The sequence below is a fragment of the Mucilaginibacter daejeonensis genome (assembly GCF_020783335.1).
GTDB lineage: Bacteria > Bacteroidota > Bacteroidia > Sphingobacteriales > Sphingobacteriaceae > Mucilaginibacter > Mucilaginibacter daejeonensis.
Window position 1 is genome coordinate 1445739 of record NZ_CP086068.1, and the last position, 24171, is coordinate 1469909.

At 49.2% G+C, this 24171-nt stretch carries 21 protein-coding genes; 16 read left to right on the forward strand and 5 right to left on the reverse strand.

What is annotated here, in order from left to right:
• Positions 1-64 precede the first annotated feature (64 nt).
• The 3 genes from LLH06_RS06250 (at position 65) to LLH06_RS06260 (ending at position 3277) form a co-directional block, all read left to right on the forward strand.
• Entirely contained in the window at positions 65-1318 is a 1254-nt protein-coding gene (locus tag LLH06_RS06250) for a dicarboxylate/amino acid:cation symporter (protein WP_228172405.1), read from the forward strand.
• 85 nt (positions 1319-1403) lie between these two features.
• A complete protein-coding gene (locus tag LLH06_RS06255) occupies positions 1404-2750 on the forward strand; it encodes a tetratricopeptide repeat protein (protein WP_228172406.1) in 1347 nt (448 codons plus the stop codon).
• A gap of 53 nt (positions 2751-2803) precedes the next feature.
• On the forward strand, positions 2804-3277 hold the full coding sequence (locus LLH06_RS06260) for a DUF4920 domain-containing protein (RefSeq protein ID WP_228172407.1): 474 nt from the start codon (positions 2804-2806) through the stop codon (positions 3275-3277).
• Positions 3278-3399: 122 nt separating this feature from the next.
• Here the strand turns inward: LLH06_RS06260 and LLH06_RS06265 are convergent, their stop codons facing one another.
• Positions 3400-4278, reverse strand: a complete 879-nt coding sequence (locus LLH06_RS06265) for a chitinase (RefSeq protein ID WP_228172408.1) — start codon at positions 4276-4278, stop codon at positions 3400-3402.
• 248 nt (positions 4279-4526) lie between these two features.
• Here LLH06_RS06265 and LLH06_RS06270 point away from each other — a divergent pair, with 248 nt between their 5' ends.
• The 4 genes from LLH06_RS06270 (at position 4527) to LLH06_RS06285 (ending at position 6015) form a co-directional block, all read left to right on the forward strand.
• Positions 4527-5087, forward strand: a complete 561-nt coding sequence (locus tag LLH06_RS06270; RefSeq protein ID WP_228172409.1) for a cob(I)yrinic acid a,c-diamide adenosyltransferase — start codon at positions 4527-4529, stop codon at positions 5085-5087.
• Between the two features lie 82 nt (positions 5088-5169).
• Positions 5170-5391, forward strand: coding sequence for a DUF2795 domain-containing protein (locus LLH06_RS06275; RefSeq protein WP_228172410.1), 222 nt, complete (start codon positions 5170-5172; stop codon positions 5389-5391).
• 273 nt (positions 5392-5664) lie between these two features.
• Positions 5665-5811, forward strand: coding sequence for a lmo0937 family membrane protein (locus LLH06_RS06280; RefSeq protein WP_228172411.1), 147 nt, complete (start codon positions 5665-5667; stop codon positions 5809-5811).
• 42 nt (positions 5812-5853) lie between these two features.
• Positions 5854-6015, forward strand: a complete 162-nt coding sequence (locus LLH06_RS06285) for a lmo0937 family membrane protein (protein WP_228172412.1) — start codon at positions 5854-5856, stop codon at positions 6013-6015.
• A gap of 36 nt (positions 6016-6051) precedes the next feature.
• Here the strand turns inward: LLH06_RS06285 and LLH06_RS06290 are convergent, their stop codons facing one another.
• Both LLH06_RS06290 and queA read right to left on the reverse strand, forming a co-directional pair.
• A complete protein-coding gene (locus tag LLH06_RS06290; RefSeq protein ID WP_228172413.1) occupies positions 6052-6786 on the reverse strand; it encodes a 2-C-methyl-D-erythritol 4-phosphate cytidylyltransferase in 735 nt (244 codons plus the stop codon).
• A gap of 127 nt (positions 6787-6913) precedes the next feature.
• Complete coding sequence (gene queA / locus LLH06_RS06295) at positions 6914-7963, reverse strand: tRNA preQ1(34) S-adenosylmethionine ribosyltransferase-isomerase QueA (protein WP_228172414.1); 1050 nt, start codon at positions 7961-7963, stop codon at positions 6914-6916.
• A gap of 310 nt (positions 7964-8273) precedes the next feature.
• Between queA and LLH06_RS06300 the strand changes: the two genes are divergently transcribed.
• From LLH06_RS06300 to LLH06_RS06310, 3 genes are all read left to right on the forward strand, one after another.
• Entirely contained in the window at positions 8274-10643 is a 2370-nt protein-coding gene (locus tag LLH06_RS06300) for an ABC transporter permease (protein WP_228172415.1), read from the forward strand.
• A gap of 236 nt (positions 10644-10879) precedes the next feature.
• Complete coding sequence (locus LLH06_RS06305) at positions 10880-11572, forward strand: HAD family hydrolase (RefSeq protein WP_228172416.1); 693 nt, start codon at positions 10880-10882, stop codon at positions 11570-11572.
• Positions 11569-12204, forward strand: coding sequence for a chloramphenicol acetyltransferase (locus tag LLH06_RS06310; RefSeq protein ID WP_228172417.1), 636 nt, complete (start codon positions 11569-11571; stop codon positions 12202-12204). Before LLH06_RS06305 ends, LLH06_RS06310 begins: the two co-directional genes overlap by 4 nt.
• Positions 12205-12372: 168 nt before the next feature.
• On the opposite strand, the gene LLH06_RS06315 is transcribed toward LLH06_RS06310, so the two are convergent.
• Entirely contained in the window at positions 12373-14835 is a 2463-nt protein-coding gene (locus LLH06_RS06315; protein WP_228172418.1) for an ABC transporter permease, read from the reverse strand.
• 129 nt (positions 14836-14964) lie between these two features.
• Positions 14965-15861, reverse strand: coding sequence for a TraB/GumN family protein (locus LLH06_RS06320; protein WP_228172419.1), 897 nt, complete (start codon positions 15859-15861; stop codon positions 14965-14967).
• Positions 15862-15965: 104 nt separating this feature from the next.
• Between LLH06_RS06320 and LLH06_RS06325 the strand changes: the two genes are divergently transcribed.
• The 6 genes from LLH06_RS06325 (at position 15966) to LLH06_RS06350 (ending at position 24148) form a co-directional block, all read left to right on the forward strand.
• A complete protein-coding gene (locus LLH06_RS06325; protein WP_228172420.1) occupies positions 15966-16238 on the forward strand; it encodes a hypothetical protein in 273 nt (90 codons plus the stop codon).
• Positions 16235-16996 carry an MBL fold metallo-hydrolase gene (locus LLH06_RS06330; RefSeq protein WP_228172421.1) on the forward strand — a complete coding sequence of 254 codons (762 nt, stop codon included), beginning with the start codon at positions 16235-16237 and terminating at the stop codon, positions 16994-16996. Before LLH06_RS06325 ends, LLH06_RS06330 begins: the two co-directional genes overlap by 4 nt.
• A 128-nt stretch (positions 16997-17124) precedes the next feature.
• Complete coding sequence (locus LLH06_RS06335; RefSeq protein WP_228172422.1) at positions 17125-18426, forward strand: flavin monoamine oxidase family protein; 1302 nt, start codon at positions 17125-17127, stop codon at positions 18424-18426.
• A 25-nt stretch (positions 18427-18451) separates the two neighbouring features.
• Positions 18452-19318, forward strand: a complete 867-nt coding sequence (locus LLH06_RS06340; protein ID WP_228172423.1) for a hypothetical protein — start codon at positions 18452-18454, stop codon at positions 19316-19318.
• 156 nt (positions 19319-19474) lie between these two features.
• Positions 19475-20890, forward strand: a complete 1416-nt coding sequence (locus LLH06_RS06345; RefSeq protein WP_228172424.1) for a TolC family protein — start codon at positions 19475-19477, stop codon at positions 20888-20890.
• 24 nt (positions 20891-20914) lie between these two features.
• Complete coding sequence (locus LLH06_RS06350; RefSeq protein ID WP_228172425.1) at positions 20915-24148, forward strand: efflux RND transporter permease subunit; 3234 nt, start codon at positions 20915-20917, stop codon at positions 24146-24148.
• Positions 24149-24171: the final 23 nt, after the last annotated feature.

Below are 24171 nucleotides of genomic sequence, written 5' to 3' on the forward strand. Positions count from 1 at the left end.
GCATGCCACGATCACTATGGCTCCTTTACCCGGCCGCTTTTTTTCTTACTTTTAACTTTTACCCATGAAAGATCTTTACAAGAATTACAGCGGCATTATCTGGCTTTTGACCGGCATCCTGTTAGGCAGCCTGGCCGGGTCCATTTTCGGCAAAAAGATAGAAGTGCTGAAACCCATCGGCGACATCTTTCTCAACCTGCTGTTCACCGCGGTGATACCCTTGGTCTTCTTTGCCATCGCATCGGCTATAGCCGGGCTGGAGAGGGGCAACAAGCTGACCAGGATCATGGGAGTGATGTGCGCCGTGTTCTTAGGAACAGTCTTGGTATCGGCCATGGTGACGATCATAGCAGTATGGCTTTTCCCGATACATGAAACGCTTACGGGTGTTAAGCTTATAGAAGCTACCAGCGATCGATCGGTCGGTGATCAGATCACCAATATATTCACCACGGGGGAGTTCTATCAGCTTTTATCGCGTAAAAGCATGTTGGCCATGATCATCTTTTCCGTTATCATTGGTTTTGCCACCTTACGGGCGGGGGAGAAGGGAGAGGCGTTCCGTCGGTTCCTGCAAGCCGGTAACGAGGTGTTCAAACAAGTGTTCATCCTGATCATGAAGATGGGGCCGTTGGGCTTGGGCGCTTACTTCGCTTACCAGGTGGGCGTGTTCGGCCCACAATTATTTGGCGCTTATGCGCGGTCGTTAGGCTTATATTACAGCGTTGGTGCCGTTTATTTTGTGGTGGGATTTAGTGCCTACGCGTTCATAGCCGGTGGCATCAAAGGAGTTCGTAAATTCTGGAAGAACAATATCGTGCCATCGGCCACGGCCGTGGGCACTTGCAGCAGCATAGCCACCATCCCGGCAAATATGGATGCGGCCAAGAACATCGGCATCCCCGACGTGATCACCAACGTGACCATTCCTTTAGGGGCGACCTTGCACAAAGACGGCTCCAGCATATCATCCATCATCAAAATGGCGGTAGTATTTGCCCTGTTCGGCAAGAGTTTTAATAGTGTGGATGTGATCGTGCTCGCTTTGGGCATGACCGTGCTGGTAAGCCTGGTGGAAGGTGGTATACCGAATGGCGGTTATGTAGGCGAGTTGCTATTTATATCGGCTTATGGTTTCCCGCCCGAGGCATTGCCACCGGCCATGATCATTGGTACCTTAGTGGATCCCATGGCCACCCTGTTGAACGCAACAGGTGACACGGTAGCGGCTATGCTCATTGCCCGTTTTACCGAAGGAAGGGGTTGGATGGATAGGGCAAATGAACCGCTGACCTCGCCAAGCGTAAGCACTGCCTAAGCGCTAAATATGCTCATTATGATATCATTGAGCGGTTTTTTGCCATGATCGATGTATATTTAGCCATCAATACGCTGCCCCGACCATGTTGATGACCTGCCGCTCCGAAAATCGCTATCGTGTGATCAATTGCTTAGTGATCGCTATACTCATAACGTCATGCCGGCCCGCTCAAAGGCCAGATCATGACGCTTACTTCGCTCGGCATATCGCCCATGCACGTGAAATACGGTCCAGCCGCGTTCACCCTAAGGCCATAGCTTATATCGACTCTGTATACCGCAACGTTGATCGGCCCGGGATAGGTGACCTGGCGCAGGTATATGACTTTAAAAGCAACTATTACTTATATGAGCAGGCCAATTACGAAAAGGCAGAGCTATATGCCGATAGCCTGCTTGACCTGCTAAGGCCTTATTATGGGCATGACCGTTACCGTGAGCAGTATGTGATGGCCTACATAGATAAGGCAAGCGCCTTGTATAAGCAAAAGTATTATTCATCGGCCTATGAATGGTACTTTCTGGGTAAGAACATGCTGAATGGTAGTGATACGGCTTCCTGCAACAAGTACATGGCGCGCTTGAACAACAGCCTCGCCCAGGTAAGCTACGAACAGGGACGCTACAAAGCGGCCATACGTTGTTACCACGAATGCCTGAACAGAATAAGAGATCATCACGACCGCGAATCGTTCAAACTCAAGCAAGGTCTACTCGATAATATCGGCATCTGCTATAGCAAACTTGACCGCCCCGATGACGCGATCAAATATTTTGAACAAGCGCTAAATGTGCTCGAGGCAGGTCATAAAAAGCACCCACAAATGGAGCTGTTCATCAATTCCGCCATCGGTATCGTACAGGGGAATGAGGGAGACGCGTATCTGCAAAAGAAGGATTTTCAAGAGGCGGAAAGGTTGTATCGTTCAAGTATAGCGATCAACTCACAAAAAGACCACTTTAACATAGATGCACGTTACACCAAGGTCAAGTTGGCTGCGCTGTACATCATAGCCAGGCGCTATGCCGAAGCCCGAAGGCTGCTTGATGAGGTTCGGCCTGATATAGACAAGAATTATAAGCCTGAAATGATGCGCTGGTTAATGACCAACGCCGAATATTATCGCCATGCACCCGACGGTAACATGGTAAAGGCCTTTGATGATCTGCGCCGATATGTTGCGATAAATGATTCTGCACAGGCTGAGGTCAGGGTAGCTGCCAATGCCAATTACAACGAACAATTTGCCCTGCTGCAAAGACAATATGAGTTAAAGGCCGATGAAAAGCGCGATAAACTTAATGACCTTATTATTTTCTCGATAGCGCTGATCGGGGTGCTCATTGCAGCCATCACCGGGTCCATACTCTTGAAACGAACACTGAGCGGCAGATCCACTATGGTGCGCAAAGCGGCTGACCTTCCCTGACACTTTTAATTTAACATACCGATCACTATATTACACTCCTCAACACGTTCAACATGAAAAAGATAGCACTATTTATCATCGCCATGGTCATAGCGACCGTGACCTTCGCCCAAATCAACATCACGCCTGCGGCCCCAGGCGTTAGCTACGGCAAAAAGATCACTAAAGACCACGCTATAGACCTGGCATCGTTAAATAAGCATCTGGCTAAGGACACCGTTTATAGTGGCAAGATCACTGGCCAGGTGGTAGAGGTTTGTAAGAAAAAAGGCTGCTTCATGACGCTTAAGCAGGCTAATGGCGAGGACATTATGGTACGCTTCACTGACTACGCCTACTTTATGCCGCAGAACATCGTGGGTAAAAAAGTAGTAGTTGAGGGCACCGCAAAAGTGAAAGAGACCTCGGTAGAACGCTTACGCCACTATGCTGCTGATGCGGGTAAAACCAAAAGCGAGATCGCCAAGATCAGCAAGCCAAAAAAAGATATCAGCATTATGGCTGATGGCGTGCTGGTGACAGAGTAACCTCGAGTCCATCTTAACAACGATCACTTATTGATCATACGACAAAGCGCCATGACCGATCGGTCATGGCGCTTTGTCGTAAATTAGACCTGGACGAGCGTTTATTCATTTACACCGTACAGCTAGGGCTGCATGGTGGCACATGAACAATTGGTGGTGTCCTTTACGCCCAATTTGCCCAGGAAGTATTGGTAGAACTTCATGCGGTCCTTCATACTATAGTTGTTCTCGCCTTTATTGCACTCTACCTCACCGTTCACGATATTGATGGTCATACCGAAGCCCGGCGCTCTGCCTTTTGCTTTGTCTTTAGGCTTAGGTTGCCAAACGCCTATCATCACATCATGTGCCGATGGTTTGTGCGTTTGCGGTGTCATCCAAAAATAAATAGCGGTCTTGAAGGCCAGCACCGCATCGGTCTGGATGAGGTCGGGGTTCTTTAATAAGATGTTGTGGTCACCCAATATCACATCGCCTGCATAACCATAATTACCATTATAGCTTAACTGTACCGGTCCGCGGCCGTAATATTTTTTGCCGGGCACAGGTGGGTACTCGTCATTCTCGGCCACATAAGCATTGGTAGTATCCTTTTCATGGATGTACATTAATCCATCGGTAAAGGTGTCATCCTCGCCGCCGCGTGTTTCATGAGCGATATTGGCAAAAAAGGCTGCCAGTTCTTTTTTATTGGTGGCCGGGTCCTTTTCAGCGCAAAATTTGCCAAAGTCCACCTCGTAAACACTGTCGGGCTTTACCTTGGCCCAGCTTTCGTTCCAGTCCACGTCCTGGCGTACCACTTTGCTTTGTCCGGTACGTTTATCGGTACGAGTGATCTGATACACTGAGGTGGCCCTGCGTGCTACCCTGATCTTAATATCGCCTAACTCTTTAATTGCCCTTACAAAGCTTTGGTAGGTATAGAATTTTTGGCGTTGGGGGAATAGTTCATTGAATTGTTTTTCGCCGATCAGGCTTGATGCGTCGGCTGCAGGTCTCATTGCGCTTGCTTGGGTTTGGACACTATCAGCGCTATTGTCGGCATGGCCCGCATTAGTGTTGCCACAGCTTAGGCTCAGTAGGGCCGAGGCGAATAGTATACTTAAAGTTATTTTGGAGCGGGTACGTATTTTACTGGATATGTGCGCAGACATGTTGGTTATTTTAGGTATCAATGTATATAACGGTAAACATCAAAATTTATTCACAATGCCGCAAACACCATTCATAATTATTTAATTGCAGGCCAATGAAGATATATACTAAAACCGGGGATAAAGGTTTTACCTCGCTCATAGGCGGCAGTCGGGTGCCTAAGTACCATATCCGCATCGAAAGCTATGGCACTGTTGATGAGCTGAACAGCTGCCTGGGCATGATCGCCTGCCAGCCCGATGTTGACCTGCATGACCGCGAGGTGCTTAAGCAAGTACAGGACCGGCTTTTTGATATGGGGGCCGTACTGGCCGCTGATTCGCAACGCTTGGTAATGGAACTACCCGGTATCATACCTGCCGATATAACCTTGTTGGAGGCGGAAATGGATGCAATGGAGAAAGAATTGCCGGCATTGAAACATTTTATACTGCCCGGTGGTAATACCACTATATCGTACTGTCACCTGGCGCGCTGCGTATGCCGCCGGGCCGAAAGGTTAACCGTACAATTGGCGCAGGATGCACCCGTTGATGAGCACATCCTCATCTATTTGAACCGGTTGAGCGATCACCTGTTCATGCTGGCCCGTAAGATCGGTCATCAGCAAAATATAGAAGAGATCAGGTGGATGCCGCGGCGCGATACCGTTTGAAAAAATAATTGGCCCTTGCGAAAAAAAATGTTATATTTTTGCGAAAATTGATAAATTAACAACAATAACAAAAATCACAAATATGTACTGGACCCTTGAATTGGCTTCACATCTGGAAGATGCACCATGGCCTGCCACCAAAGACGAACTGATCGATTATGCTATACGTTCTGGTGCACCTGTTGAGGTGATCGAGAATCTCCAAGCCTTAGAGGACGACGGAGAGCCATACGAGAGCATTGAAGAGATATGGCCTGATTACCCTACTAAAGACGACTTCTTTTTTAACGAAGACGAATACTAAGCATAATGAAAAGACCCGCCATCAAGCGGGTCTTTTTGTTTCTGATCTTCACCTTGTCCGCTAAGCAGGCCGCCATTTAGTATGTTGACCATGCCTCCGTGGTGTTATTTGCGTGTCCCCATCTAATATTAATAAGGTCGTATTAGTCGTGCGCATGCCGCTTCTAAAGCACAATTGAGCGTGCTATAACGCAGGTTTTTTAATTTTATTACAACATTTTAGAATTGCGTTGGTTAGCATATTAATAAATAACTCAACTAACACACTACTATTATGAGAGGGCTATTATACATTATCGCCGTTATCCTGGTCATCGGCTGGGTGCTTGGATTCTTTATGTACAATGCAGGCGGCATCATTCATATTCTCCTTGTGATCGCGATCATAGCATTGCTGCTTGGCGTTATCCGCAGGGCTTAACTGAACTTAATTTTTCATCATTTACCTTAAAAACAAATTACCATGAGAGGCTTATTGTATCTTGTAGCAGTGATCTTAGTGATCCTTTGGGTTGTCGGATTCTTATTCCACGGTTTAGGCTCGTTCGGCGATGGTGGTATCATCCACGTATTACTGGTTATCGCTATTGTAGCTATACTATTGGGCGTGATACGCCGCGCATAAGTAGCACCGCTACCATATCATTAGCCGCTTGTTATGTTAACAAGCGGCTTTTTGCTTTAACAACAATTCGGCTATAGCTATATCCTCAGGGAAGGTTATCTTGAAATTTTGGTAGCTGCCGTCAACCACATGCACCGACTGCCCGGCATGCTCCACTACGCTGGCATCGTCAGTAAAGCTTTCGTGATAAGCGCTTTCATAAGCCTGCTTTAACAAGCTTGAACGGAAGGTTTGCGGGGTCTGCACCAGATAGATCTCGTCGCGCAAAAGTGCTTTGGTGTGTACGCCCTGTACCTGTCGTATGGAATCTCTGCTTTTTACAGCAACAACAACAGCGCCCTGTCGAGAAGCGTGCAGGTACGCTTCATCAATGATCGCAGTGCTTACCAATGGCCTTACCGCGTCATGTACGGCCACCAGTGCATCAGCAGGCACAAGCTTCAATCCGTTTTTGACCGAGTGGAACCGGGTAGGACCGCCACTAACTAATTGATGCGGTAATTCAAAGTTATGTTGAACGCACAGCTGCTGCCAATACTCATGGTGAGTATCAGGCAGTACCACTATCAATTCAGGATGTCCGCTGCTATCATGAAAGGCTTGTAACGTGTGCATCAGCACCGGTAAACCATTCAACAGCAGAAACTGTTTAGGAACTGCGCTACCCATTCGTGTGCCTGATCCGCCGGCAACAATAATGGCATACTTGGGTAGTGAGTGGTGAGGAGTGAATGGTGAGTAGTGAGTAGTTGTATCGCTAATGCCTGACATGGGTTCAAATATCTGCAAAATAGTATTTAACAAAAAACGCCCTGCATATCGCAAGGGCGTTCTCTATAATAGTTTATCGATCTAATATTATCATCAACTACTTAACTGCTCACCATTCAACCATTCACTAAATGATCAGCATGGCATCGCCGTAGCTGTAAAAGCGGTATTTCTCTTTTACAGCGATCTCATAGGCATTCATCACGTTCTCATAACCACCAAATGCACAGATCATCATCAATAAGGTCGACTCTGGTGTGTGGAAGTTAGTGATCATGCTGTTAGCGATGCTGAACTCGTATGGAGGGAAGATGAACTTGCTGGTCCAGTCGTTAGCAGCTTTCAAGGTCTTATTGGCCGATACTGCAGACTCGATGGTGCGCATTGAAGTGGTACCTACCGCACAAACGCGTTTTTTACGCTCGATGGCACGGTTCACGATATCGGCTTGTTTCTGCTCGATAATGAATTGCTCCGAATCCATTTTATGTTTGGTCAGGTCCTCAACCTCTACCTGGCGAAAGGTTCCTAAACCTACGTGCAGTGTAACCTCCGCAAATTCAACACCTTTTAGCTCAAGGCGTTTCATCAGCTCACGGCTAAAGTGCAGGCCGGCAGTGGGAGCAGCAACAGCACCTTCATTTTTGGCGAAGATGGTTTGGTAGCGCTCTTTATCGTTAGCGGTAGCTTTACGTTTGATGTATTTTGGAAGTGGCGTCTCACCCAAGATCTCCACATTACGGCGGAATTCCTCGTCGGTGCCATCGAACAGGAAGCGGATGGTACGTCCACGTGATGTAGTGTTATCTACAACCTCAGCCACCAGCAGGTCGTCATCGCCAAAGTATAACTTGTTGCCTACGCGGATCTTACGGGCGGGATCTACCAGCACGTCCCAAAGGCGTAGTTCTTTATTCAACTCGCGCAGCAGGAAGACCTCGATGGTAGCACCGGTCTTTTCCTTGTTGCCGTACATACGGGCAGGGAATACCTTGGTGTTGTTCAGGATCATCACGTCCTTATCATCAAAATAATCCAATACGTCCTTGAATATCTTATGCTCTATCTTGCCCGAATCGCGGTGAAGCACCATCAGGCGCGACTCGTCACGAACGTCAGAAGGATCATGAGCAATGAGTGATTCGGGAAGATCGAACTTAAATTGAGATAATTTCATATTTTCTTCAAATAGAATTTTAGGGCGCAAATGTACGTATTAATTGCGGTAATTAACAACAGATTAGCTTGCGTTTTGTGTCAGTGCAAAGCAAACAAATTTAGCCGGAGGCCTGCTCATTAGGCAAGTTGAACAGGACCGGTTAGGTATATCGAATGCTAAGTGCCTTGCCTAATGTTGTGGCAGCGCCGAACACTGATCGTTCGGAATCGTACGGTGGATGAATGTGAATTGAGTTTAAGATATTGATAATCAATTAATTAAATAAACGGCATATTTTTCTCTGTATTTACAGAAATTTGTACTGTAAATGCTGAAAAATCATCTAATAATTGCCTGGCGTAACCTGTTTCGGAACAGGTCGTTCACCATCATCAACATTTTGGGCTTGGCAGTAGGTATGGCCGGCACCATACTGATCTACACCTGGATCCAGCGGCAATATAGCTACGATGATTTTCATGCCAACAAGGACGTTTTGTTCGAGGCCTGGCAAACGGCAAGTGACCAGGCGGGCAACACCTGGTCGTTCGAGGAAACGCCCGGCCCACTGGCCGCTACCTTGAAAGATGAATACCCGGAGGTTCAGGACGCCGCGCGGATCTATTGGCCGGTGCAGCGCCTGTTCAACTACCAGGGCAAGCTCATCAAGGCCGACGGCCGCGATGTGGACAAACCTTTCCTGACCATGTTCAGTTTTCCGCTTATTGAGGGTGATGCCAAACATGCGCTTGATGGCGTGAACGATATCGTGATCACACGTGCATTGGCAGACAAATTATTTGGCCATGAGAGTGCGCTCAACAAAATGGTATCCATCGACAGTAAGCAAAATTACCGCATTACCGGTGTGATGGATGATCTGCCGTCCAATTCGGTGTTCCAGTTCGATTACTTGGTGTCACTGGCCGCTAACGAGAAGTATTATACCGCAGGCAACACCTGGAATAATTTCAGCTATCATACTTACGTGCAATTAAAGCCAGGTGTAGACGTCGCCCAGTTCGATCAGAAGTTGCAAGATCTGTACGCCCGCCACACTAAGGACAGTAAGACCGAAGTGTTTCTACATCCTCTAAGCAAATGGCATCTATATAACAAATTCAACAAAACGCAGCCGACCGGCGGACTGATCGATGTTGTGCACCTCGTCACGCTGATCGCCGCACTGATCCTGTTGGTGGCCTGTATCAACTTCATGAATTTAAGCACCGCCCGCAGCGAGAAACGCGCCCGCGAGGTCGGGGTACGCAAGGTGATGGGAGCAGGCAGATTGAGCCTCGTTTGGCAATTCCTGAGCGAGTCGGTACTGATCGCTTTTTTGGCCGGGCTGCTTTCACTGGTCATTGTTCAGTTATGTTTGCCTGCCTTCAATAGCTTTACTCACGAGCATTTATCCATCAGGTACACTGACCCGGTGTTTGTGATAGGTTTCATCGCCTTCATTCTGATCACCGGGGTCCTGGCCGGAAGTTATCCCGCGTTCTTTTTATCGGCGTTCAGGCCGGTAAAAGTATTGAAGGGTAGCTTAGGCAGTGGTGGGCGTAGCCTTTTCACACCACGTAAGGCGTTGGTGGTGGTGCAATTCAGCGTAGCGATCGTGATGGTGGTGGCCACAGTGGTGATCTACCGGCAGATCATGCATGCACAACAACGTGATAGCGGTTACAGCATGAACGGGCTCATTGATGTGGCCATAGAAGGGAATATCAATAAGGACTTCAACGCCATCCGTAGCGAGTTGGTGAGCACAGGGGCGGCAACCTCGGCCGCTAAGCTGGCGTTCTCTGTCACTCAGCAGGTGAGTACGTCGTCCAATTACCGGTGGCCCAATGGTCAGGGGAAACCACCAGAGGTGTCGTTCACTCGTTTCAATACCACGGGCGACTTTGTGCGTACTGTAGATGCCGGTCTGTTGAGTGGCCGCGACATCGACTTGGAGCGTCATCCGACCGATACGAACGCTGTGATGTTGAACGAGGCCGCTGTAAAACGTATGCAGCTTAAAGACCCGGTAGGGGCCACCATTTACTATAACGATAAGCCGCTCACTGTGGTGGGCGTGTTCAAAGATTTGATCATCGGGTCGCCGTACAGCCCGGTCGAGCCTATGGTGATCCACGGTTACCGCGACTGGAATTATAACATGGTGATCAGGTTGAACCCGCAGCTACCAGTAAAGGAAAGCTTACAGCGTACCGAGGAAGTATTCAAAAAATATAATCCTCAATATCCGTTCGAATACAAATTTGTTGATGAGCGTTATACCGAGAAATTTGCCGACGAGGTAAGAACAGGCACACTGGCGGCATTATTTGCCGGTCTTACCATCTTTATCTCTTGTTTAGGTCTGTTCGGACTGGCCGCATACATGGCAGAGAGCCGCGCCAAAGAGATCAGCATACGCCGTGTGCTGGGCGCCAGTATTGGCAATGTGATCAGGCTGCTTACTTCAGAGTTCGTGATGTTGGTGGTCATTGCCTTAGCTATTGCCACACCTATAGGTTGGTGGCTGATGGATAATTGGTTGCAAGGTTACACTTACCGTATTAACCTGAGCTGGGTAACCTTTGTACTGGCAGGCTGCATCGCCTTGATGTTAGCGGTGCTCACGGTTAGCGCACAGGCCTTTAAAGCGGCCAGGGCAAACCCGGCCAGGAACATGCGCAGCGATCAATAGCGCTCTCAGTAGGTGATTAAAAAGCAAAGGCCGGGTCTCGCACCCGGCCTTTGTGATCTAATATACTTATGAAAACAACAACCCAAGGCTGCTATTTCAAGCACTAATATATTCTTATTAGTTTTAAAAACCAAATTCCTTACGTGTTTTGAACTTGGATCGACACGGGCGTGTGGCCATGACTTGGACGCCTGCATCAGCTCTTTTTGTTATAATTGCATCAAATTGAGGTAGTGATGAAAAACGTAAAAGTTATCGCTTTTGACGCCGATGACACGCTTTGGGTGAACGAGCCCTATTTCAGGCGAGCCGAAGAGCGTTTCTGCAATATGTTCAGCGATTTTATGTCGGTACATGATGTTGAGCGCGAATTGTTCAAGACCGAGATCGATAACCTTAAGTTGTATGGATATGGCATCAAGGGGTTCGTACTCTCACTCATCGAGACCGCTTTGCGGATCACTGACCACCGGATCGATGTATCGGCCATTGATAAGATCCTTGAGATCGGCAAAGAGATGCTCAATGAGCCGATCGAGCTGCTGGACGGGGTAGAGGAAGTGTTACAAGCTTTACAGGGGCATTACCGTTTGGTGGTGGCCACTAAAGGTGATCTGCTTGACCAGGAACGGAAACTTAAACGCTCGGGCCTTGCCAAATACTTCCACCACATCGAGATCATGAGCGAAAAGGATGAGGCTGCTTACAGCAAGCTGGTCAAGCATCTTGACATCCACCCTGATGAGTTGTTAATGATCGGTAACACGCTTCGGTCTGACGTGCTGCCGGTGCTGGCCATAGGCGGGCATGCCATTCATATCCCATATCACATCACCTGGATACATGAGACCGTTGAACACCAGGTAGAGCATCCTAATTTTATAAGTGCCGTACACGTGAAAGATGTACTGCCGCATTTGTTACCATGAAACACCAACTTGACCTTGAAAAGTGGCCGCGCAAGCACCACTTTAACTTTTTTAAGCAATTTGAGGAGCCATACTTCGGCGTTACCGTCAACGTTGACCTTACACTCGCCTACGAGCACGCCAAGGCCAGCGGAGTATCGTTGTTCATATACTACCTTTATCAATCACTCAATGCCGCCAACTTGGTGGAGCCGTTCCGGTACCGGATTGAGGATGATGGTGTGATGGTGTATGATGTGGTGAATGCTTCGCCTACCATAAACCGGCCTGACGGCACCTTTGGCTTTGGATACTTTAGCTACAGTGCCGATTTTGAGACCTTTTTAGAAGGTGCCGAAAAAGAGATCGAGCTGGTACGCTCTACCACCGATCTGATGCCTACTGCCGAAGGTACCGCGCAAAATACGATCCATTACTCGGCTTTGCCGTGGTTAAATTTCACCAGTATGTCGCACGCCCGCATGTTCAGTTACCGCGACAGTGTACCTAAGATCAGCTTCGGACGCATAACCGACGTTGATGGCCAAAAGATCATGGCCGTTTCTATCCACGTTCACCATGCCTTGATGGATGGTATGCATGTAGGGCAATACGTACAGGTTTACCAGGACCTGCTGAACATGGGGTTGTGAGGTTAATTGAGGGGTGAGTGGTTGAATGGTTGAGTAGTTGAATGGTTAATAAGTGAGTAGTTGAATAGTCAAGCAGTAGCGATAACGGCCGAAGCAGGTCACTCGAACTCATCAATCACTTTACTTAGTCAACCATTCAACTTACTCAACTACTCAACCAGTCAAAACCTACTCATTCCGTAAACTTTTCACCGGGTTAGCTACGGCAGCTTTGACGGTTTGGAAGCTCATGGTCAATACGGCGATGCCAACAGTGATCACAATGGTGCCAACAAAAAGCCAGATGTTGATCGTGGTGTGATAAGCAAAGTTCTGTAGCCACTGGTTCATGGCGTACCACGCAATGGGCATGGCGATCACGAAGGCCAGTACGATAAGTTTGACCATATCCATGCTCAGTAACGATACGATCTGGGTAACCGTGGCACCCATCACCTTGCGTACACCTATCTCCTTGGTGCGTTGGTTGGTGGTGTAAATGGCTAAACCTAACAACCCCAAACAACTGATCAGCACCGAGAGGCCGGTAGCCCAGTTCAATAGCTTGCCGGTGTTCTGCTCCGCTTCGTAGAACCGGGCAACGGAGTCATCCACAAAATTGTATTCAAATTCTTGCTCGGGGTAAAGCATTTTCCAATCTTTTTGCATTTGGGCTATGGCCGTGCTCCACTTTGTGCTCTGATCCGCATCGCTCCTTAAAGCCACGTGGATCACCCGGTTGTAATTAGGGTCAGTACTGCACACCAGCGCCAATGGCATGATGCCGGCATGTAACGATAAAGCATGAAAATCATGTACCACACCTATGATCTGTACCTGCTTGTCGTTGGCGTTAGAGAACACGCTTTTACCCACGGCCCGTGCCGGGTCTTGAAAGCCCAACTCATGGGCATAGGTCTCATTGATGATGATCGCGCTGGATGAATCGCTGTTTTGCAGAGGTCTGCCTGCTACCAGTTTAAAGCCATACAGTTTAAAGTAGTTGTCATCACCATACTTCAGGAATACGCGGCTTTCGATCTCTTTTTTGCCATCCATATATTTCATCAAGGTAGACATGCTGCCCTTGGAAGATGGCGCTGCCGACCCAAGGCTCACATTAGCTACCTGTGGTAATTGCCTGATCTTGTTCAGCAATACGCTGGCGGTGGCGCCTTGCGGGTGCGTTCTGGGTGTCTCGATCGTTAGTACCGCGTCCTTTTTAAATCCCAGGTCTTTACGAAGCAGGTACCGCATTTGGCCGGCAACGAGCAAAGTGCCCATCACAAATATTTGGGCGATCACAAATTGAGCCACCGTTAGGCCTTTGCGCAGGTATTGTTTATTGCCTTTGCCCGTCGTAATGACGGCCTGACCCTTGATAATCTGCACCGGCTGATAACGCGACATCACCACTGCCGGATACAGACCTGACAACAGCGTGATAGCGATCACCAAAAGCACGATAAATATGAATACCGGCAGCGTGAACATGCTGGCATAAGTAACGCCCGGCGGAATAAAGCTGACAAATAATTTGAGCAAGATGTTGACCATGAACACCGATAGGATGGTAGCGGCCACGGTAAGCAAAAGTGTTTCGGTCAGGAACTGGCTGATGAGTTGACCGCGGGTGCCGCCAATGGTCTTGCGTATCCCTATCTCTTTGGCACGCTGTACCGACTGTGCAGTACTCAAGTTGATGAAATTGATGCAGGCCAGTAAAAGCAGGAACGCCCCAATCCCTAACAGTCCGTAGAGTACTTTTTTGTTGGCCAGCCGTTGGTCAAAGTTGTCATAGTTAGCATTGAAGTGCACATCGCTCAAGGGTTGCAGGTTAAATGACTGGCTGTTGCTCCATTCACCTTTACTATGACCGAGGTATACCGCTTTGATCTTTTTGGCGATCGCATCAGGTGATGCTTTTGGATCGAGCCTGATAAAGAGTTGGTGAGATGAGTAGGTACTATTCCAACTGTTTGCATCATAATAAGCTATCGGGTCGCGATCGCGGTAGGCAGTGGCAAAGCTGATGAAATCGTGAAAGGTAAGGTCGGTGTTCTCTTTAAGGTCCTGAACGATGCCAGACACAGTAGCGCGCAAAGTGTCGGCATAGATCACCTGTTTGCCGATCACATCGGTATATGATAGCGTAGGGAAGTATAGCTTTGCACGGCTTTCCGTTAACACCACCCGGTCGGGCTGATCAAAGGCCGTCTTTGCCGAACCGGCGAGCCACTTGTACTGGAACAGGTCAAAGTACGAACCATCAGTGATCATGATCTGGTTCTGTTTGCGCAACACGGCACTTTCCTTTGAAGGCTGAGGTATCTTTACGGTAACATTGGGTCCATAAATATAAAATGGGGCCGATAGTTCTATCCCAGGCACCGTTTTGCGGATAGCCTGCCCCAAGGGTGCTTCTACACCTGAATTATAGGCCACCTGTCCTTTAAGATCAAGCTGCCCCACCACGCGGTAGATCCGGTCACCATCGGCATGGAACTTATCAAAACTCAGATCGTACTGCACCACCAAATAGATCACGATCGCGGCACTGATGCCAATGGCGAGGCCGATGATGTTGATCAGGGTGAACGCCTTATTCTTGAGCAGGCTTCTGAAAGCGGTCTTGAAATGATTTTTTAACATGACGGCAAAGTGGGTGTTCTACCTGGTCTAAACATCATGCCATGTGTTCAAGTAATTGTTATTCAGTGTTTTGTGTAAATATAGTGAAGGTGAAATGTTCATATTCGTACACCTGATGTTCGGTATGGATCAATGTGCTTTGAGGAACGCGAACGGAACGGGCTTCACCACAAAGCCTTTTTTACGCAGTAAGGTGATCAGGCCGTCCTTGCCACCCAAATGTCCTGCCCCTACGGCGAACATGGTGCTTTGCGAACCCATGGCCTTGCTCATACGGTCGGCCATTACCTTGTTGCGATCAATGAGCAAGGCCTTGTTAAAGTCGGCATCAAGCGGTGCTCCTTCATTCATCTCCTCCAGTAAGTGGTCCGTATCCTGCTTCACATAGGTGGCGGTCATTTTTTTGATCAGTGGATCAGCCCCGGTATAGGTCTTTAAAAAGTCGGTAAGCATTTGTGCCTGCTTGGTTATGGTCACGGTATTGATCGCGTTCATCTGTTCGGCGACCGTCTCCAGGCCCTCTATCGCGATCTTTTGTGCCGCCGCTTGCTTGTACATCTCCATATCAATGGTCACGGTCTTTCCGTTATTCAGGAACATTGGCATAATGAACATGGGCTTGAACCGGTAAAGGGCACCATTCATGGCCAGTAACGATAGCGTAGGTTGATCTTTAGCGGCACGCTTCAGTTTGGCCAGCATAACGGTATCCAGTAATTTGTTCAGTTGTTGGGCCGAGTCGGTCACCATGGCGTACTTAACGATCTCGGCAGGGTTCAAATGGCCAAAGTCGAGCTCAAAATATACCTTTTTCACCTGAGCCAGTTTAGCCATTACCGGCGCAGGCAGCTTGTACAAGGAAGTATCATAGATATGAATGGTACCGAATAGGTAGGTCGGCTGCTTGATGTTCTTGCCGCTTATTTGCCAAAGAAGCCCCTTATTTTGTGCATTGGAAACAGTAGGGTAAAGCAATAGGAAAAGACCCTGTAAAAGGCAGATCAAAAGCATCGAGAACTTACGCATGGTGAAATTGTTATAGAGTTAAGATTATGCAAGGTAGATAAACAACGGCTCAATTGTAAAATAATTGACACTACCGGCCTTGCGGTTCACTATATTTGAGATCGATGCTTACACCCACCACTCATACGCTCGAAAAACTTGAAACACTGCTTAAAAGTGCAGGGTACAAGGTGAGGTATGAAAAAGGCAACTTTAAAACCGGTGCCTGTTTGTTACAGAACAGCCAGATGATCGTGGTGAACAAATTCTCGAACATCGAAAGCAAGATACGATCAGTGGCCGAACTGATCAGGCAGTTGGAGATAGATGCCCGTCATCTTGATGATAAACAACTGGCCTTTTACCACCAGATCAAACAAACCGAACTGCAATTGTGATCATTACTTTTTTAGGCACCGGAACATCACAGGGCGTACCCGTTATTGCCTGCGAGTGCGAGGTATGTACCTCCACTGATAAGCATGACAAGCGCCTGCGCACCTCTATCATGATAGAGGATGAGGGTAAGGTGATCGTGATCGACAGTGGACCCGATTTCAGATACCAGATGCTGCGCGAGAAGGTGATGCACCTCGATGCGGTGGTATTCACTCATGCGCATAAGGATCACACCGCTGGTTTGGACGATGTGCGCGCGTTCAATTACAAACAGCAGGAAGCGATGTCGGTGTATGCCACCGAGCAGGTGCAGGAGTCGCTTAAACGGGAGTTCGAGTACATCTTCGCAGCGTACAAATATCCGGGTATCCCGCAACTGGATCTGCATACCATCACCACAGATCCTTTCCACATAGGTCCGGTAGCGTTCACGCCAATACCCGTGTTGCATTACCGGTTGCCGGTCATGGGCTTCAGGGTAAAGGATGTGAGTTACATAACCGATGCCAAGACCATAACGCCTTTGGGTATGGAGCGCATTAAAGGTAGCCGCATCCTGATCGTTAACGCGCTGCAAAAAGAACCGCACATCTCTCACTTGACATTTGACGAGGCTATCGCCCTGGCCAACGAGGTAGGCGCCGAGACCACTTACTTCACCCACATCAGTCACCGTTTGGGTAAACACGCCGATGTATCAAAGGAGTTGCCTGCCAACATCCAGTTGGCATACGACGGTTTGAAGATGGTGCTCTGATCATACCTTAGCGGTATTATTGTAACTATTCCGTGAAAGCAGATGGTCGTATCTGCCCTTCCGTGCGGTGCCGTTCTCATTAACTTTTAATGAAAATATCTTTACCTTGCGGCCATCTACACTACTTTATGGAAAACACAGACGTACTGATCATTGGAGCAGGTGCGGCGGGTTTAATGGCAGCCTATACGCTTGCCAAGGCAGGTAAAAAGGTCACCGTGCTTGAAGCGCGCGACCGTACCGGTGGCCGCACGAACACCATCTACCGTTCACATTTTTTTGAGCGTGCCGAATTAGGTGCCGAGTTCATTCACGGCAACGTACCGATCACCTTAGGCTTGGTGGCCGAGGCCGGCCTGAGCTATCATCATGCGGGTGGTGAGATGTGGCGATTTGACGGAGGTAAGTTTCAAAAGGACACCGGCATGATCGAGGGCTGGGATGAACTGATGCAAAAATTGGATGAGCAGCAGGAGGAGGTTACGCTGAACCAGTTCCTGGATACTCATTTTGTTAATGAAAGCTACAAGGAACTTAAAGATCAGGTACGCCGCTATGCTTCAGGCTATGACACCAGTGACCCCGACCGCGTAAGCGTGCTGTCCTTGCGCAAGGAATGGCAAGCCGAGGACGATGACGCTCAATACCGCATTGATGACGGCTACTGCGCATTGATCAGGTATTTGACCGGCGCGATCAAGGCAGCCGGGGGCGTGATATATCTTAATGCCGCGCTTCAGCGCCTACAGTGGGAAAAAGGTAGCGTGACGGCTCATACGGCCGACGGTAGCGTTTATGAGGCTAAACAGCTATTGTTCGCTGTACCGTTGGGCGTTTGGCAAGCGCCCGAAAAGGCCCACGGCAAGTTCCAGATCGAGCCGCCGATCACTGAACAGGCGGCCGCGCTGGATAGGATGGGCTTCGGCTCGGTCATCAAAGTTTTGCTGCAATTCAAAGAAGCTTTTTGGGTGGACCAGCCCACCGGAGATGCGGACCAGGGGAGCATGCGCGATATGGGCTTCCTGTTCACCGAAGAGGTCATACCCACCTGGTGGACCCAAGCTCCCGCGACATCGGAGTTGCTTACCGGCTGGTTAGGCGGACCGGCTGCTGATGATTGGAAAGATAGGACCGACGAGGAGATATTGATGCAGGCCCTCACCTCGCTCGGTAACGTCTTTTCCCATGATGCGGAAGGATTAAAGAATGATCTTATTGCCTGGCATGTGGCCAATTGGTCGGCCGAACCTTACACTTACGGATCTTATGCTTATGATACAGTAGATACTGTTCGTTCACAGCAAATATTGAATACGCCGGTACAGGAAACTTTGTATTTTGCAGGAGAATTTATGTACCAGGGCACTGCCATGGGTACGGTAGAAGCAGCCCTAACGAGCGGCAAGCTCGCCGCTGAAAAAATGATCTGACACATTAAAAAGAGACCTGACCTTTATGACAATGACGTATCGTCCCATGTGTATCATCATGGCCTTAGCGGCTATGGTGTCCACCTCCAATATCTATGCTCAAAGTTCGCCAAGTATCGACTTCAGTGTCAGGTATACGCCCGAAACCACGTATGCTATGAGTAACGTGACCATCAATACGATGAGCATGACCAGTACCGGTACCACGTCTGAGGCTAAAAAGAGATTGGGCGCCAACAATGGGAAAACGGTGACCACTACCAGCACCAAGGAGATGACCGGCAAGATCATTATTGGTAAGCGCGGCAGCGATCAGCAATGCCCGCTGGAATTCAATATCGAAAAGATCGCTGCCCGGCAGGGTGCTACCACGCCATCTGCCGCTAATATCCTGCAGGATATTAGAATGACCGGTAAATACACGGCCAATGATAAGATCGTGTTGGACTCGGTAATGAGCACTTCATTGCCGGCCAATGCACGGACGATGATGCTTAACATGATGAATACCGTGCTGGCACAGGTGCAGGTGCCAGGCAAAACGCTAAGCATCGGCGATTCGGTGGTTCAAAACAATACGCTCAACATGCCGATCGGGGCCACCACCATGACGGTGGCCATGCAGATCAGTTACACCCTCCGGAGGGTGGAAGGGAAGCTGGCTTATCTGGATATCCATACTAACGCCAAATTCAGCTATGAGGGTGGAGCAGTGGACGGGTTGAAGGCAACAGGCGGGGGCAACGGGAAAATGGTGTACAATGTTGACACTCATTATCCCGAAAACGCCGATAACGAGCTGAACATTGGCATTGACCGGATGCAGGACAAGGTCAAGACACATCTCAAAGTGACCGTGCACAGCTTGCAAAAGGTGACCGTAACACACTGACCTCATCACATCAATAGGTAAATACTTACCTATTTGTCACGGCAGCGTCTGCTACAAGCAACATTACCATTACATTAGATATTAAACTGTTATCGGGTTTTTAAATATTATAATAGAACTTACATTTGTCTATCTCTATCGTAATATTTCCTCCTGATGTTTAGCAGAATATCGATCAGCGTATATGTATTTGCCGCCTGCATGGCCTCTGCCATACCCGCCCTTGCGCAACAGACCGTTGCGCTGAGTATGAAAGAGGCTGTTGATCTGGGGGTGAAAAACTACCCGGCCATCCTGGCCAAAAAGAATCAGGTCAACTCTTCGAAAGCCTCGTTGCAGGCAGCCCGAAATGAATATCTGCCCGATGTGACCTTTTCGGCACAGAACGCCTATGGAACGATCAATGGGCAGAACGGTCCGCTGGTAGGTTACCGAGGTCTGGCCGTTTCGTCATCTGGCCCGGCCTTGCCTAACCAAAGCTGGGATGCGGCCTTCGGTGCCTTATATCTAACCAACGTCAACTGGGACTTTTTTGCGTTCGGCCGTGCTAAAGAACGCATTAAAGTGCAGAAGCAAACGGTAGGGCGCGATGAGGCCGACCTTGGTCAGCAGGAGTTTCAGCATAAGATCAGGGTGGCATCGGCTTACCTGGGTGTACTGGCTGCTCAACGGCTGGTCAAGGTGCAGCAAGACAATTTGAACCGCACCATGGAGATCCGCCGCGTGATACGGGCGCGTGTCACCAATGGGCTAAACCCTGGCGTTGATTCGTCGTTAGCTTTAAGCGAGGTTTCCAACGCCCGCATCCAGCTGACCAATGCTCAGCAGAACGAGAAGGAGCAGGTGAACCAGCTTTCGCAGTATCTGGGTTATGATACCCCGCCTGCTGATTTTGTGCTCGATAGCACCTTCGTGATCCGTAACCCAACAAATCCTAACCCGTCCACTACGCTTGCACAGGGCGATCACCCATACCTACGGTTCTATAAGGACCGCATACAGGTAAGCGACGAGCAGGCGAGGTATCAAAAGACCTTCGCGTTGCCTACCTTCTCGCTCATCGGCGTTTTTCAGGGTAGGGGTTCTGGATTTGGCTTGCCGCCTGCCATTAACAGGCCTGTGGCGGTCAATAGCAGTTATATCGATGGCATCAACCCTACACGGGCCAATTACCTGGTAGGGGTGGCAACCTCATGGAACTTTGCCAGCCTGTTTCGCACCAAGCAACAGGTGCGTGCCCAAAAGTTCATCTCGGCGCAATATCAAAATGAATATGATCTGGTTGATCAGCAATTGCGCAATCAACAGGCACTTGCCGACAGTCGTATCACCAATGCGCTTAAGAACTCGCAGGAAGCACCCATACAAATAAAGACGGCCAATGAGGCCTACATCCAAAAGGTGACCCTTTACAAAAATGGGCTGGCCACCATCACCGATTTCCAACAGGCATTATACACCCTTTACCGGGCCGAGACCAATAATTACATCGCCTACAACAATGTATGGCAAGCCCTGCTGTTCAAAGCGGCCTCCACCGGTGATTTCGACCTGTTCATCAATAATTTTTAAGCTATTCATTAGCCACATCCATAAATGGGACTTATAAGATTCGCACTCCGCAAACCCATCACCATCCTGGTACTCGTAGCCGGGCTGTTCTTCTTTGGCCTGAATGCCATCCGCAGTATCAAGATCGATATATTTCCCGATCTAAACCTGCCGGTGATCTATGTATCGCATCCGTACGGCGGTTACACCCCTACGCAAATGGAATCGTACTTTGGTAAGCAGTACGTTAACCTGCTGTTGTACGTGTCGGGCGTAAAAAGTATCGAAACAAGGAACATCCAGGGTCTTACGCTGATCAAGCTTTCCTTTTACGAGGGCACCAATATGGCACAGGCCGCTGCGGAGGTGTCGGCCTATACTAACCGTGCACAGGCGATATTTCCGCCGGGTTCGCAGCCACCGTTCATTTTGCGTTTTGATGCCTCTACTTTGCCGGTAGGGCAGTTGGTACTCACCAGCCCCAAACGTACCAATAACGAATTGCTCGATCTGGCCAACGTTTACGTGCGGTCGTCGTTCACCTCGGTACCTGGATTGGTCTCTCCGGCACCGTTCGGCGGTAACACCCGTTCGATCCTGATCAAAGTAGATCCGTCATTATTACGCTCGCACAACCTTACTCCCGACCAGGTGGTTACAGCCATCCGCGAGAACAACCTGAACTCGCCCGCCGGTAACGTGCGCATAGGCGACCTCAATTACCTGACGCCTGCCAATACCTCTATCAAAAAGGTGCCCGAATTTGGCGATATACCTTTGTACCGAAACGGCATACAGACCGTGTTTTTGCGAGACGTGGCCACGGTGGAGGATGGTGCCGACATTACCAGCAGTTATGCGCTCGTGAACGGCAAGCGTTCGGTATACCTGCCCATCACCAAATCGGCCGATGCGTCGACCTGGGAAGTGGTGCAAAACCTTAAAAAAGCGATCCCGCGTTTCCAGGCACTGTTACCTGAAGATGTCAAGCTGTCATACGTGTTCGACCAGTCGGTATATGTGATCAACGCGGTAAAAAGTTTGGCCGAAGAAGGGGCCATTGGCGCTGTACTGACCGGCCTGATGGTACTCCTGTTCCTGGGCGACAGGCGTGGCGCTTTGATCGTGATCCTGACCATTCCTGCATCGATCGTTTCAGGTATCTTGTTCCTTTCACTGTTCCATCAAACGATCAACATCATGACGCTGAGCGGCCTGTCACTGGCCATTGGCATCCTGGTGGATGAATCGACGGTAACGATCGAGAACATTCACCAGCATTTTGCTATGGGTAAACCCAAGGCCCTGGCCATTTGGGATGCCTGTAAGGAGATAGCCTTCCCTAAGTTGCTCATCCTATTCTGTATACTCGCCGTATTCGCTCCGGCATTTACCATGAAGGGCATACCGGGTGCATTGTTCCTGCCGTTGGCACTGGCCATAGGTTTCAGCATGATCACATCATACTTTTTAGCGCAAACCTTTGTGCCGATCATGGCCAACTGGCTCATGAAGAACGACCATGAGAAGCCTGGTTTTGCCCGCGATGATGACAACCCCGATGAAATGAAGGAGATGGCCGCTCATGCTGCTTTAGAGGAGCATGGTGCTAACGAAACCAAGTTCGACAAGTTCAGGCATAAATTCATGCACCTGATGGACAGCATGCTGCCCAAAAGTAAATGGATAGTAGGTGTATACGCGATCGTGGCCTTAGGCCTGGCCTTTTGGATGTTCAACACCATCGGGCGCGACGTTCTGCCTAAGGTGGAGTCAGGCGCGTTCCAGGTGCGGCTACGCTCACCCGATGGCACCCGTTTGGAACGTACCGAGGTAGTGACCATTAAAGCCCTGGATGTACTAAAGAAGATCATCGGGCAGGACAAGATCGCGGTAACATCGGCCTTTGTGGGTAGTCACCCTTCGCAGTTCTCCACCAGCCCGATATACCTGTTCATGGCCGGCCCGCACGAGAGTGTGATCCAAGCCGCCGTTACCGAGGAGTACAAAGGCAAATTGGATGACCTGAAGGATGAGTTTAGGCACGAGATGAAAAAGATATTGCCCAACGTGCGCGTGTCTTTCGAGCCGATAGACCTTACCGATAAGATCCTGAGCCAAGGATCACCAACGCCGGTAGAGGTGGCCATCACCAGTAAGAATAAGAAGCAGAACGTTGTTTATGCCTACAAGATATTGCGCGAGCTGAACAAGGTAGGGTATATGCGCGATGTGCAGATCGCACAATCGTTCAAGTATCCGGCCATCAACATCAACATCGATCGTATACGTGCGGCGCAGTTGGGCGTAGGGGTGGGAGATATATCGAGGTCGCTTACGGCATCTACCTCATCATCACGTTTCACCGAAAAGAACGTTTGGCTTGATGAGAAGGTAGGGTTGAGCTATAACGTACAGGTACAAGTTCCTGAATACCAGATGGCCAGCATAGATGACATCAAAGAGATACCGATCATGGCTAACCAGCGTCGGCCGGTATTGAGCGATGTGGCCAGCATCAAGATGGATACCACCTATGGCGAGAACGACAATATTGGCGCCATCCCGACCATATCGGTAACGGCCAACCTGGACCATAAAGATCTTGGTTCGGCCAACAAAGACGTACGCAAGGCCATCGCCTCATTAGGCGAGTTACCGCGGGGTTTGAACATTGAGCAACGCGGCCTGGGCCAAACGCTTGATGATACACTGGACAGTTTGCAGACAGGCCTTTTGGTGGCCATTGTAGTGATATTCCTGATGCTTACCGCCAATTTCCAATCGTTCAAGGTGTCGTTCGTGGTGCTGTCTACCGTTCCGGCGGTGATCTTTGGTTCCCTGTTCGTGGTGTGGGCCACGGGTGCTACGCTTAACCTGCAATCTTACATGGGTATGATCATGGCAGTAGGGGTGGCCATATCCAACTCGGTATTGCTCATCACCAACGCTGAGGAATTACGTTTGTACAATGGCGATGCGCTTAAAGCGGCACGTGAGGCTACGGCTCTACGTTTACGCCCGATCTTGATGACCAGTTTGGCCATGATCGTGGGCATGATCCCTATGGCATCAGGCTTGGGCGAAGGTGGCGATCAAACCTCTCCACTGGGACGTGCGGTGATCGGCGGACTGATCTTCTCTACCTTTGCATCATTGCTTATACTACCACTGGTATTCGCCTGGGTACAAGGTAAGACCGGTACCGCATCCGTATCACTTGACCCTGAAGATGAGGAGAGCAAATACTTTGTACCGCAACACCACACTAATAACTGATCACTATCATTCATATAGCTATC